The sequence below is a fragment of the Ruegeria sp. ANG-R genome (assembly GCF_000813985.1).
GTDB lineage: Bacteria > Pseudomonadota > Alphaproteobacteria > Rhodobacterales > Rhodobacteraceae > Ruegeria.
This window is the reverse complement of the sequence record NZ_JWLJ01000001.1, coordinates 1438761-1451562: the sequence shown is the minus strand read 5'-3', so window position 1 is coordinate 1451562 and position 12802 is coordinate 1438761. Positions and strand designations below refer to the sequence as shown.

Sequence of the window (12802 nt, the reverse complement as noted above, 5' to 3'; positions counted from 1 at the left end):
AATCTGTTTCGCTTGGGCCAACCTGACAGCAGAAAACTGATCAGGTTATTGAGATATGCGTAATTTACTAGGTATGGCGCTGACCGCCTGTGCCGCGACTTGGCTGCTCGGCGCGCCCGCACAGGCAGACACGCCCGTGACTTATACCGACGAAGGACGGGCTTTGTTCCGCTTTGAGGTTCCTGACTTCTGGACCCTGCGCACCGGTGGCCCGCGTGAGATCGAGGATACCAATCTAGGGGATGCCCGCGCCGTGTCCCGTGTTATGGGGATCAGGCCCGTCACCGATGACAATGTCTGGATGGGCTTTGTCTCACCTTCGCGGGTTTCCAGCATTCAAGGGGGGCTGCGCTATCTTGAGGATATCGACAAGTTCCTCGTCAAAGACCCGACCGTGACCAGCACCAGTGACACCCGGATTGGCGGACTGCCCGCGCATGTCGTTCGCGGCACCGGCAATCGGGATGGTCGCGGGGTGAATTTTACCGCCACCGTGATCGATCTGCCGCGCGACCGCGTAGCTATCGGGGTTGCGATCCTGCGGGATGGCGCTGACCCGTCATATGTTGATGCATTGAACGCCGTTTTCGCGTCGTTCCGGTCTTTGCAGTAAGGAGGCCCGGATGACCCGCAAATTGATCAAACGGTCTGTCCTTGCACTGGGCCTTGGAGCTGCAACGTTCACATTATCTGCCTGCGACGGCGTATCGGTCGGTGTGGGCTATGGTTATGACCCGTTCTACGACTCGATGTTGTGGAACGATTATTATCATGATCGCGACGTGGATGTGGACGTGGACATAAATCGCCCGGACAGGCCCGACCGCCCGGATCGACCGGTCCGTCCCAATCCGCCGCAGAGGCCGAAACCACCGATCGCCAAGCCGCCGTCGCGTCCGCACCCCCCGGTGGCGCGCCCTCCGGCCGCACGGCCACCGATCCATCGACCGTCACCGCGACGCCGCTAGAATGAAGGGGGTGCTGTTGCACCCCCGCCAATCATATTCCTGTGGTAATTATACCAGCAACTCAGTGGTGATGTGGGCCGAGCCTTCGAGGGTTCGGTGCACCGGGCATTTATCCGCAATTTCCAGAAGTTTGGCTCTTTGATCGGCGTCCAGCGGACCTTGCAACCTTATCTTGCGACGGAACTGATCGACCTTGCCATCGCTTGCCAATCCAGCATCCTGCGCGTGCACCTTGTCGTGGCAGACATCGACCGTGATGCCTGTCAGCGGCCATTTCTTGCGTCGGGCATACATGCGAATGGTCATCGACGTACAGGCACCCAGCCCCGAGGATACGAACCCATAGGGCGACATTCCCCGATCCGTTCCTCCGTACGAGGCAGGTTCGTCAGCGACCGCGTGGTGGCGTGGGCCTGACTGGATGTCTTGCAGGAAGCCCGACGGGTCTGCCTCGGTCACGCGAACTACGCCTTCGGGGGCCCCGGGTGGTGGGGCGGGAGGGCTTAGTTTGACGTAGCGCGAAACCCAGGCCGCGATGACATCCGCAGCATAGTCCGCATCAGCCGCGCGCGTGATCAGGTGATCGGCATCGTCGAGGGTGACAAAGCTTTTGGGGTGTTTGGCGGCCAGGAAGATGGTGCTGGCATTGTCAATGCTGACGGTTTCGTCGCGCGGTGCGTGCAGGATCAACAAGGCTGCTTTCAGATCGGCGATTGCGGGGCCGAGCGCGGCTTCCGAAATGTCGTCGACGAAAGCTCTGCCGATACGGAAAGGGCGACCACCCAGTGAAACCTCTGCGCTGCCCTGCGCGTGAATTTCGGGCAGGGCGGCTTCGAAGTGGTGGGACACATGGCCCGGGTCTGCCGGTGCGCCAAGGGTGACGACGGCCTTGACCGACGGGATGCCAGCCCGGGCACGTAAAACAGCGGCACCGCCGAGGGAATGGCCAATCAGAAGCGCCGGCGCCATATTGCGTCCGGACAGGTAATGCGCTGCGGCGATCAGGTCTTCGACATTCGAGGTGAAAGTCGTATTCGCAAACTCGCCATCCGAGTGGCCAAGGCCGGTAAAGTCGAACCGCAGAACAGCGATGCCCATGGCTGCCAATCTGGCCGAAATACGCCGCGCGGCCGGGATGTCCTTGGAACAGGTAAAGCAATGTGCAAACAAAGCCGTCGCCAGAACCGGCCCGTCCGGCAGATCAAGGCGCGCGGCCAACTGGCTGCCGTCGTGACCGGCGAAAGTAATGCGTTCGGTGGGCATGATGAATCCTTGATGCTCGGGGTTTGAACAATACTGTGTGCTGCAGGCAGTTGGCTCAACCCTTATGTCAGCGGCGTAACGTTAAGGTGAGGGATCGAGATTTCGATGTCCCGCTGCGCAAACCCCACCGTCCGTTTGATCATTATTTGTGATGTGATTTCGATTAAACATTCATTTTACTTATTTAAAGGCAGCCCCCAATTTGCAGGTACCCTACGAAATCTAATCAGAGGTCAAAAATGGCACACACTACTTCTGCACCGCTGAGCCCGACACTTCACCCCGGCGTTCTGCTTGTAATCCTGCTGACAGGCGCAATCGGGTTTGCGCTGGGACAAAGCTGGCCGTTGACCACAAGCCCTCTGGACACGCCGACCATTGTCGCGCCCGAGGATTGGCACGGCAATGTCAGGCGGTCTTATTGGCCGAATTAAGTCGCCAGACTTAGCTAATCCCCATCAACTGTGCGTCGAACGGGTATTTTGTAAGGTTTTCGTAGCCGTCTTCCGTGATCAGCACCTGATCTTCCAGCTTGATCGAGAAGTCGCCACCAACCTCGCCAACCGCCGCTTCGACGCACAGCACCATTCCGGGCTCGAGTGGATAATCATATGCCCCTTCGACCGCTTTGTCGGGGTAGGCCACCAGAGGCCACTCATCACATAAACCGACGCCATGCATCAGGCAGCCGTATTTCTGCGCCTGAAACTTGTCGTCCAGCTTATGGGCATTTGCGGTCAGGTCCGGGATCATTGTACCGGGTTTCAGCATCTCCATATTGGTCATGATATGCTCATGTGCGTGCTGCATGGCATAGACCATGTCGGCGCGCGGTTTTTGATCCCCGATCCACCACGTGCGCGAAATGTCGATGCAAATCCCGTATGATCCGATCAGATCGGTATCGAAGGCAATGATCTCGTTTTTCCGCGTGATGCGTGGACCACACTCCTGAAACCAGGGGTTGGTACGCTGGCCCGAGGCCAGCAGCCGGGTTTCGATCCACTCGCCACCCCGCCGGATGTTCTCGGCATGGAGAACGGCCCAGATGTCGTCCTCGGATGTCTTCCCGTCGCCTACATTCGCTCGTGCGAACCGCTCCATTTCAGCGACAGCGGTTTCACAGGCGTGGCTGGCGCAGCGCATGGCGAGGATTTCGTCCGGCCCTTTCACGGCGCGGGTTTTCTCGGTGAGTTCTTCACCCTCCATAACCTCAAACCCTTGCGCCTCAAGCGCACGCAGACCGTGCAGCATGATCTTGTCGACGCCAAGCCGCCTGTTTCCGCCGCCATGTTTCTCGATCAACGCGCGTACTTCGTTCGAGAACACATCCGCCGCGACATCAACTTTGTCGCCCCGGTCGAAATAGAACAGATCCGCGCCCGAGCGCTGTTCGCGTACCAAGGGGTTGAATTCCGACAGGAATGGAGAGTTTTTGTAATCCCAGATCACCATATATCCATCGGCGCAAACCAGCACGGCTCTGAACGGGTTGTGGGTGTTCCAAAGCTGCATATTCGTGCTGTCTGTCGCGTAACGGATGTTCAGGGGATCAAACAGCAAGACCCCGCCCCAATCGCGTTGCACGATGGCCTGCGTCAGCCGAGTCCAGCGATACGCACGCATCCGCTCCAGATTGGGCAGGCTCAGACCCGCCGCAGCCCACTCGTCAAAGGCAAGCTGCGTTGGCCCGATCTCAATCCGGTCATTGTCATTCGGGGTCCCGTCCCCCAGCGTTGCGCCTCGGGTCGGATCAATCTTGCGGGTGTCGCGATAGGGAGTATTCACGGGCGGGCCTTTCTGCTTGCCCGCCCAGCCTGCAAAGCTCCGCTCGCTGCGTCTCAAAGGTTTGCGACCGTCTTCGGGTCGCTTTTTGACCGACAGGGCCGAAGCGGGGTGATATGCCTCGGTCATGACCGTGATTTTACAGCAAGCCATTCCGTACGATCCGTTGGCCCCGAATCCGCTGCCCGGCATAAAACCGGCCGATCCCCGGAACTGGCTGCACCGGGACGATGCCTTTGCCGCCCAGATGCAGCGGCGGGCTGACCTGTTGGCGCAGCAGGGGCTTGATGTTCTGGCCCAGAGCCCTGAGGCGCTAAAGCCCGCGCAGGAACTGTTGGATCTGGTTTTGCAGCAAGCCTACCCGGGCGCTTCTGATCAGGTTTTGCGACCAGACGGTGTACGGGTCGAAATTGACAGGGCGCATCCGCTAGAATCACTGTGCCAACTGGTGCAGGAGGATTTCTGCATTCTGCAAAAACGAGGGGATGAGCATGTGTTGACGGGCGCGATTTTATGCTTTCCCGCAAGCTGGATGCTGTCCGAAAAATTCATGCGCCCGCTCATCGCGATCCATGAGCCAGTGGATGTCTACGATGCCAACATCGCCCGCAGGGTTCAGCGCCTGTTCGATGGCATACAGCCCGACCGTCCGCTCTGGCGCTTCAACGCGCTTTGGTATCATGATGCGGAATTGTTCCAGCCGCGCAGCGCCAAGCATCGGCGCGAGCCGCGGGACGAAAACTCAGCTCGCTACCTGCGCAGCGAACGTCAGACTCTTTTGCGCCTGCCGCAGACCAAGGCCGTTGTGTTCGCGATCCACACCTACGTGATGGCCGCCGATCAGGTCTCCAAAATGGAAAACCCCGCCTGACGGCGGGGCCTCCAAGGAGGGTCTTCGGTAATTTCGGTTACATGCCAAGCACGCTGGCTACCCCGGCAAATGCATTAGTGGCGTTCAGGCCGAAAATTGCTGTCGTAAAAGCCAATACCTGAGTGTTGAGGCGGAAATCCTCGCCCCGGATCAGATTGACGGCGGCCAAGGAAAGAGCAATCGGCGTCGATATGCTTGCGACGGCACCGGTCATGCCCCAGCTTGTCAGTCGCAGAATATCGCTTGGGCGTTCTTCGTCATCCTCAGTTTGCCGAGGAGTGTCTGCGGGCTTGGACGGCTCAGTTTCGGTACGGAATGCAATGCTGAGAAGTTGATCATCGCTCAGTTGAATCGGACGCGGCTTGGTTTGTTCTGTTTCAGCGGACACCGCATCAGGATCGGGCAGATCGAGCCCCGCAAAGGGGCCGCTGACCGCTTCGAAAATCTGCTTGCGGTTTCGGGAATTGCGGGGGGCAATTGAATCAAACGCGCTCATGAACTGCTCTACGGTCAATACCGTCTTGGGGGATAGCCATTCGACGCGTCGTGTGGTGCAGATGTCGACCATCCGGTAGAGGATCACGACCAGCATCAATTCGGAAATCTCGCTGTCATCAAGCAGTTTCGACACCGGACTAATCACGATTGTAAGCCGATTGCGTGGCGAAGTCACAGCGGGACGCGCCATGGTTTTAAGGCCAGCGGTTCTGTCCATCCGCTCATGATGGTTGTGCTGGATCGGGGCAGGTTCCGATTCCAAAGCCAGGCGCACAAGGTACTGGCTGCTGACGACGCTGGCCTCAGATGAACTGAGAAGCGTCTTGCGCTCGACCAGGTGACCATAGTCCCCGAGCGTGGTCGAGACGACCTCGCACAGACGCTCAAGCGCGCCGTCTGCAGAACCGTCGAACTGGAGACCACCGTGGTACGTATGTTTCGCAGTCACAGCATGTTCCTTTGCCGTAATAAACTTCACAACAGAGTAACCAGCGAAATGGTGCAAAATTTGACGAAAATGGAAGAAAGTTCGTATTTTCCATCATTGATTACGCTTTGGAAACCAAGAAAAACGTGGTTTCCTTAAATTTATGTGGCAAGAATATGGCGGAAATCCGGTTGGGCCGGCACAGACCGCTTTGCGATTTAGTTATCGATTCGCGCAGCCATTATGGCGATGGATTTCTGGTAAACAGAGGCCGCATTCCACTGCTGTATCACCGCGAAATTCGGCTCGCCTGGCTGATAGCCACGACCCGGCTTCCACCCTTTCTGACGTAAGAAATTTGCGGTCGAGGCCAGAGCGTCAGTCACATTGTAGAAGTCGACGCGGCCATCGCCGGTGGCGTCCACGCCGTAGGCTAGCGCATTGCCGGGCAGGAACTGTGTGTGGCCCAGTTCGCCATGTTTTGCCCCTTTTGTCGCCATCGTCAGGGTGCCCTGGTCGACCAGTTTTAGGGCCCCGATCGCGTGCGGTATGAAGAACTCGGAACGGCGACAATCATAGGCCAGTGTTGTGATTGAGGAAACAATCTGGCTGTCTCCCATGAAACCTCCAAAGCCGGTTTCCATGCCGTGAATGGCGATCAACACACCCGCCGGTACGCCGTATTGACGTTCCAGCGCGGCGTAGAATTCTGGATTGCGAGCTTTGCGCTTGCGTCCCTGCGCAACGATAGTGTCCGCGCCGCGCACCTTCATGAACTTGTCCAAAGAGTATTTGAAACTTTTCTGGTTGCGATCTGCCGCAATGGTACGCGTGGCGTATTGGGTCTGCGAGAGCGCCTGCAGGCCCTTTTTCTTCACTCCTGCTCGTTTCGCGGTTTTGGCGAAATCTGCTTTCCAGGCCTCGAACCCGCTGCTGGTGTTTCCGCACGGGGCGGACAGCGCCAGCGAGGGCAGGAGAAAAGCGAGTGCGGCGAAGCAATGAGGGCGAAGCATGTGAGAAATCCGGTGGTTGAAAAATTCATGATTAGACTACGCCGTGTCCGGGATACCGCAAAGTGGTTTAATACAGGTCGAGTTCCCCTGTGCCTTTCAGGCTTTCGAACCATTCATCCGGGGTTTTGTTGATTTTGGCATGTTTGACCATCATCGCGTTCATATTGGGCAGTTGAGATGATTCCGGCCAGTCTTCTGGTTGCCACAGATTCGAACGGATGATGCATTTGGGGCAGTGCGCAAACACGGTCTCGACATGGATCAGCAGCGCCAGTTTAGGGGCGTGACCACCGACAACCATCTTTGAAAGCAGCTTGGGGTCCGCGCAAATCTGTGCAGTGCCGCGCAGTCGCAGCGTTTCCATTTTTCCGGGGACGAAGAAAATCAAACTGACGCGCGGGTCTTTCAGGACGTTGTGAAACGTATCCACGCGTTTGTTCCCGGGACGGTCGGGCAGGGCGATCATCGTATCTGAGATGATGTGGGTGAACCCGACCGGGTCTCCGCGCGGCGAGATATCGAGATATCCGGACGGGTTGGCCGAAGCGATCAGGCAAAATGGTGAGGTGGCGATAAAGTCGCGGCACATCTGGTCCAGTGCAGGAAGCTCTTTGGCAATGATTTGAGGCAAGGGACGCCCACATATTTCTTCGAGCTCGGCTTCGGAGGTCACAAGATTTGCGAATTCTGAAACAGGTGAAGCATCGGGGGTCATGCGCGTTCCTCCTTTGGCTCTGGTTCAGCAAGTGTGGAAGATCGCGGCAAACGAAACAAGGGCGCCCCGAAAGGCGCCCTTGAAGCAGTCATAAATGCAGCCGGATCAGCAGCTGTAGTACATGCCGTATTCAACCGGGTGCGGTGTGTGCTCGTAGGTTTCGACCTCTTCCATCTTCAAAGCGATGTAGCCGTCGATCTGGTCTTTGGTGAACACGTCGCCCTGCAGCAGGAAGTCGTGATCGGCTGCCAGTGCTTCCAGAGCTTCGCGCAGCGAACCGCAGACGGTCGGGATATCGGCCAGCTCTTCGGCAGGCAGATCGTACAGGTTTTTGTCCATGGCTTCGCCCGGATCGATCTTGTTCTTGATGCCGTCCAGACCGGCCATCAACAGAGCGGCAAACGCCAGATAGGGGTTCGCTGCCGGATCGGGGAAGCGAGCCTCGACACGTTTGGCTTTGGGGCTTTCGGTCCACGGAATACGCACGCAGCCCGAACGGTTACGGGCCGAGTAGGCGCGCAGGACGGGGGCTTCAAAGCCGGGGATCAGACGCTTGTAGCTGTTGGTCGCCGGGTTGGTGAAGGCGTTCAGCGTTTTGGCGTGCTTGAGGATGCCACCGATGAAGTACAGCGCTTCGTCCGACAGATCGGCATATTTGTCGCCCGCGAACAGCGGCTTGCCGTCTTTCCAGATCGACATGTTCACGTGCATACCGGTGCCGTTGTCACCTGCGATCGGCTTCGGCATGAAGGTGGCCGATTTGCCGTAGGCGTGTGCAACGTTGTGGATGATGTACTTGTACTTCTGCAGCTCGTCGGCCTGTTTGGTCAGGCTGTCAAAGATCAGACCCAGCTCGTGCTGGCACGAGGCAACCTCGTGGTGGTGCTTGTCGACCTTCATGCCCAGACGCTTCATGGTCGAGAGCATTTCGGAACGCAGGTCCTGTGCTTCGTCGATGGGGTTGACCGGGAAGTAACCGCCCTTGACGCCCGGACGGTGGCCCATGTTGCCCATCTCGTACTCGGTGTCGGTGTTCCAGGACGCGTCGGTTGCATCAACTTCGTAGGATACCTTGTTGATGCTGTTGGAGAAACGGACATCGTCGAATAGGAAGAACTCGGCCTCGGGACCCATGTAGGCAACATCACCGATGCCTGAAGCTTTCAGGTAAGCTTCGGCCTTCTGGGCGGTTCCGCGCGGGTCACGCTCATAGGCTTCGCCGGTGTCGGGTTCGACAACCGAGCAGTGCACACAGATGGTTTTTTCCGCGTAGAACGGATCGACATAAGCGCTTTCGGTGTCGACCATCAGCTTCATGTCGGATGCTTCGATCGACTTCCAGCCCGCGATGGACGAACCGTCGAACATGAAGCCTTCTTCCAGGAAGTCTTCGTCAACCTGATCGGCCATCAGGGTCACGTGCTGCAGCTTGCCGCGCGGGTCGGTGAAACGAACGTCGACGTATTCGGCGCCTTCGTCCTTGATCAGCTGAAGAACTGCGTCCTTGCTCATTCTCTTGTTTCCTCTGATTTGAAGATGGGTCTGTTACAGGGCGTCCGAACCGGTTTCGCCGGTACGAATGCGAATGGATTGCTCGACGGGGGAGACAAAAATCTTACCATCGCCGATTTTGTCGGTCTTCGCGGCTCCGATGATGGCCTCGATTGCGGCGTCGACCTGATCGTCGTCCAATACGACTTCAACCTTTACCTTGGGCAGAAAGTCGACAACGTATTCCGCGCCACGATAGAGTTCGGTGTGACCTTTCTGGCGGCCAAAGCCTTTCACTTCGATCACGCTGAGACCCTGGACGCCAACGTCCTGCAAAGCCTCTTTCACTTCGTCCAGTTTGAACGGCTTGATGATCGCTTCGATCTTTTTCATTCCGGCTCACCTTGCATGGTTGTCTGGACCGCACTGATCACGTCTAAGATTGTGCGGCAATCTGATTGCTGTATTGCTGGGTGCGAGATGCACGGAAAGTGGGCGTGGTGTCAAATTTTGATCGCCTTGCATAAAAAGTAATCACAATTGAATCGGTCGAGGAGGTGAGATGTCGGAACTGCTGACCGCTGAGCAGATGCGGAACCTTGAGCAGGCCGCGATTGAATCCGGTCAGGTGACCGGTCTGGAGTTGATGGAGCGCGCCGGGCAGGGTGTTGTCGAAGCAATTTTTGAGGAGTGGCCGGAGCTGGGAAAAGCAACTGGTTGTTCAGTTGTCCTTTGCGGTCCGGGCAACAATGGCGGAGACGGTTTTGTGGTGGCGCGATTGCTGCAAGAGCGGGGGTGGAAGGTCGAGGTGTTCCTTTGCGGCGACCCGGCCAACCTGCCGCCTGATGCAAGAGCAAATTACGAACGGTGGAGCGGGCGGACGCTTGGTATGTGGGACACAGCCCAGGCAGAAATTCAGCATCCCGACGTTTCGATTGACGCCCTGTTTGGCACCGGGTTGACACGGCCCATCGAGGACCCGGCTGTGTGGGAGCACCTTTGGGCCCACGACGATGCCGAAGATGCGTGGGAAATGCGAAGACAGGGCGGGGGAACAGATATCGTGCCGCCGCGTACGGTCGCAATAGACCTGCCGTCAGGTCTCTGTTCGGATTCAGGTAAGGTGCTTGGGGGAGCATTCCCCCGGCATGGCCGTCGATGTGCCCGATCCGCACTGACGGTTTCTTTTCACGCGCGCAAGTTGGGTCACGTTCTGGGTGAGGGACCCTCATTTTGTGGGCGACTGGTCGTGAAGGATATCGGGCTGAAGTCTGGGTCTGGCAGCGCCGAGGTCGCAAATGCGATTGAACGGCCATCCGGCCCGGTTTTTAGCAAGAGTGGCTTTGGTCACAAATACGCGCATGGCCACGCTTTTGTCCTGACGGGAGGGGCTGGCAGAACCGGGGCCGCTCGGCTGGCTGCACGGGGCGCATTGCGGGTTGGCGCGGGGCTGGTGACGCTGGGTGTGCCACCCGCAGCACAGATGGAGGTGGCATGTCAGATCACCGCTGTCATGCTGCAGCGAGTCGAAGGGGGCGAAGAGTTATCGGAGATACTGCAGGATGCGCGATTGAATGCGCTCTGCCTTGGGCCGGGCTTGGGGTTGGCACGCGCGCAGAAACTGGTTCCCGTGGCGCTGGCGTCTGGGCGCCCGACGGTGCTGGATGCGGATGCGTTGACGGCGTTTGCGGAAACCCCTGCCGCATTGCTGGAAATCCTGCATGACAATTGTGTCCTTACACCGCATGGGGGTGAGTTCGCCCGGCTGTTCCCGGACATCGCCGAACAGCTCTCGGCGCAGCCCGATAGGGGGCCGGGCTATTCAAAGGTGGATGCCGTACGCGCAGCAGCCAGGCGGGCAGGCTGCGTGGTTCTGTACAAAGGGCCAGATACCGTGATTGCCGCACCGGACGGGCGATGTTCGATCAACGCGGCGTTTTATGATCGCGCGGCGCCCTGGCTGGCGACCGCAGGATCAGGCGACGTGCTGGCCGGCTTCATTACCGGCCTGATGGCGCGCGGGCTCACCCCGATGCACGCCGCTGAATCCGCTGCATGGTTACATGTGGAGTGCGCTAGGCTGTTTGGGCCGGGATTGATTGCCGAGGATTTGCCAGAGCAGGTGCCAGCAGTTTTCACACATTCCGCTGCCCGAGCTTTATGAGCGGAAATTGGCCGATAGGAGGGTACAGCGGCAAGGTTTCGCCGCTCTGTCCCTTCGGCTGCATAGCCGATGTTTGCAAGCCGCAACGCACAGCGCAAGAATTGTCTTGCAGGACCGTTGAGTGTTCCTTTCAGCTTCGATCAAGATATTGATAATATATTGTTTTCTTCGACGATCTCGACGTGGCCTGTGGCAGAATTGCAATGCCGTGCTCATAAGGTTCAGTGCTCATTGGAACCCATGCGCCTCGTGAGCATATCGGCAATATCAAAAAACTGACCAATCTATGGTGAATGATATGACAGTGAATTTTAAGCTGACTTCGATAGCAGCGGCGCTTGCCGCTACAACAGCAATCCCCGCCGCCGCCGAATTGAAATATGAAAACAATACGGGCGGCTATGTCCTGCTTTATGGTCAGTTGAACCCGGCCCTGATCTCGGTCGATGACGGCGAAGAGACCGAGACCCGCGTACTGGACAACGACCTTTCGAACAGCCGGGTTGGCCTGGAACTGCTACAGCCATTTGGCAATAACGATTTCACGTTCCGTTTTGAAACCGGGCTTGGCCTGCCGAATTCAAGCGAGTGGAACCAGCTGGGCACCGATTTCAGCGGCTGGACCCGTGAAGACATCCGGCATGTGGATTTTGCGCTTGCCGGTGACTGGGGTAAATTCTCGGCCGGTCAGGGTAGCATGGTCTCGGATGGTGCTGCCGAAGTGGATCTGTCTTATGTCGGAACCGCCCTGTATTCCTTCACCAATGATGAAAACGGCGGTTTCTTCTACCGTGGCACTGACGGCATTCTGAGCGATATTACCGTGGGCGATTCCAGCAGTAACTTTGATGGCGCTCGTCGTGGTCGCGTTCGCTATGATACGCCGTCATTCAGCGGTTTCACGGGTGGAATTGCATACGGTCAGAATATTCTGTCCAGCGATGATGACGACGACTATTACGACATCGGCGTACGCTACAACAACACCTTCGGTGGTGGGGTCGAGTTTGCTGCGGCATTGGCTTATGCGGTTCGCTCGGCTGACGACGGCTCGGGGGATCGCAAAGATACAATCGGGTCGGCCTCAGTACTGCTGCAAAGTGGCCTGAGCTTTACCGTTGCAGCCGGTACACGCGATAACGATGCTGATGGTGCGTCTGATCCGAACTACTTCTACGGCAAGATTGCGTACGAGGATCAATGGATATCCTGGGGCAAGACCGGCATCGGTATCGACTACTTCTCGGGCTCTGATTTCGAGAATGACGGCTCAAGCACGGATGCATGGGGTATCGCTGTTGTGCAGCGTATCGACAGCATCAACACCGATGCCTACCTGAAATATCGCAATCACGACTTTGAAGATGGCGCTTCGTTCGACAACAACGAAGCCTGGGTACTGGGTGCCCGCTGGAAGTTCTGATTTTGCATTGCGGCGTTGATCGAATGCCCCGGCCTGCGCCGGGGCATTTTTTCGTCTGTGATATGGGCAAAACCGGGCTGAAAAGGCCATTGCCTCTTGCACGCAGGCGGCTGGGCAAATAGAAGGCGTCAAATTTGCCCGGCGCGCCCGTTTTGCGCGCCCCGAATCCTATGGGGACTACCAT

13 protein-coding genes are annotated in these 12802 nt (G+C 57.6%); 6 read left to right on the top strand and 7 right to left on the bottom strand.

Going from position 1 to position 12802, the window contains the following annotated elements:
• Positions 1-55: 55 nt before the first annotated feature.
• Entirely contained in the window at positions 56-613 is a 558-nt protein-coding gene (locus RA27_RS07250) for a hypothetical protein (protein ID WP_039536288.1), read from the top strand.
• Between the two features lie 10 nt (positions 614-623).
• On the top strand, positions 624-968 hold the full coding sequence (locus tag RA27_RS07245; RefSeq protein ID WP_039536286.1) for a hypothetical protein: 345 nt from the start codon (positions 624-626) through the stop codon (positions 966-968).
• Between the two features lie 48 nt (positions 969-1016).
• On the opposite strand, the gene RA27_RS07240 is transcribed toward RA27_RS07245, so the two are convergent.
• On the bottom strand, positions 1017-2231 hold the full coding sequence (locus RA27_RS07240; protein ID WP_039536283.1) for a bifunctional alpha/beta hydrolase/OsmC family protein: 1215 nt from the start codon (positions 2229-2231) through the stop codon (positions 1017-1019).
• A 239-nt stretch (positions 2232-2470) separates the two neighbouring features.
• Between RA27_RS07240 and RA27_RS07235 the strand changes: the two genes are divergently transcribed.
• On the top strand, positions 2471-2665 hold the full coding sequence (locus tag RA27_RS07235; RefSeq protein WP_039536281.1) for a hypothetical protein: 195 nt from the start codon (positions 2471-2473) through the stop codon (positions 2663-2665).
• 10 nt (positions 2666-2675) lie between these two features.
• On the opposite strand, the gene dddP is transcribed toward RA27_RS07235, so the two are convergent.
• Positions 2676-4019, bottom strand: coding sequence for a dimethylsulfonioproprionate lyase DddP (gene dddP / locus RA27_RS07230; RefSeq protein WP_039537133.1), 1344 nt, complete (start codon positions 4017-4019; stop codon positions 2676-2678).
• Between the two features lie 124 nt (positions 4020-4143).
• Here dddP and RA27_RS07225 point away from each other — a divergent pair, with 124 nt between their 5' ends.
• Entirely contained in the window at positions 4144-4887 is a 744-nt protein-coding gene (locus RA27_RS07225; RefSeq protein ID WP_039536278.1) for a DUF3445 domain-containing protein, read from the top strand.
• Positions 4888-4924: 37 nt separating this feature from the next.
• On the opposite strand, the gene RA27_RS07220 is transcribed toward RA27_RS07225, so the two are convergent.
• The 5 genes from RA27_RS07220 to RA27_RS07200 form a co-directional block, all read right to left on the bottom strand.
• Positions 4925-5833: a hypothetical protein gene (locus RA27_RS07220; RefSeq protein WP_241484013.1), complete on the bottom strand. Its 909-nt coding sequence runs from the start codon at positions 5831-5833 to the stop codon at positions 4925-4927.
• 197 nt (positions 5834-6030) lie between these two features.
• Positions 6031-6825, bottom strand: coding sequence for a lytic murein transglycosylase (locus RA27_RS07215; RefSeq protein WP_039536274.1), 795 nt, complete (start codon positions 6823-6825; stop codon positions 6031-6033).
• Positions 6826-6892: 67 nt separating this feature from the next.
• Positions 6893-7540 (bottom strand): MSMEG_1061 family FMN-dependent PPOX-type flavoprotein, encoded by a 648-nt coding sequence (locus RA27_RS07210; protein ID WP_039536271.1) that lies wholly within the window; start codon positions 7538-7540, stop codon positions 6893-6895.
• Positions 7541-7645: 105 nt separating this feature from the next.
• Entirely contained in the window at positions 7646-9052 is a 1407-nt protein-coding gene (gene glnA, locus RA27_RS07205) for a type I glutamate--ammonia ligase (RefSeq protein WP_039536268.1), read from the bottom strand.
• Positions 9053-9085: 33 nt separating this feature from the next.
• Positions 9086-9424 carry a P-II family nitrogen regulator gene (locus tag RA27_RS07200; RefSeq protein WP_039536266.1) on the bottom strand — a complete coding sequence of 113 codons (339 nt, stop codon included), beginning with the start codon at positions 9422-9424 and terminating at the stop codon, positions 9086-9088.
• A gap of 169 nt (positions 9425-9593) precedes the next feature.
• Between RA27_RS07200 and RA27_RS07195 the strand changes: the two genes are divergently transcribed.
• Together RA27_RS07195 and RA27_RS07190 are read left to right on the top strand one after the other, a co-directional pair.
• Complete coding sequence (locus tag RA27_RS07195; protein ID WP_039536263.1) at positions 9594-11195, top strand: NAD(P)H-hydrate dehydratase; 1602 nt, start codon at positions 9594-9596, stop codon at positions 11193-11195.
• A gap of 298 nt (positions 11196-11493) precedes the next feature.
• Positions 11494-12618 (top strand): porin, encoded by a 1125-nt coding sequence (locus tag RA27_RS07190; RefSeq protein WP_039537129.1) that lies wholly within the window; start codon positions 11494-11496, stop codon positions 12616-12618.
• Positions 12619-12802 lie beyond the last annotated feature (184 nt).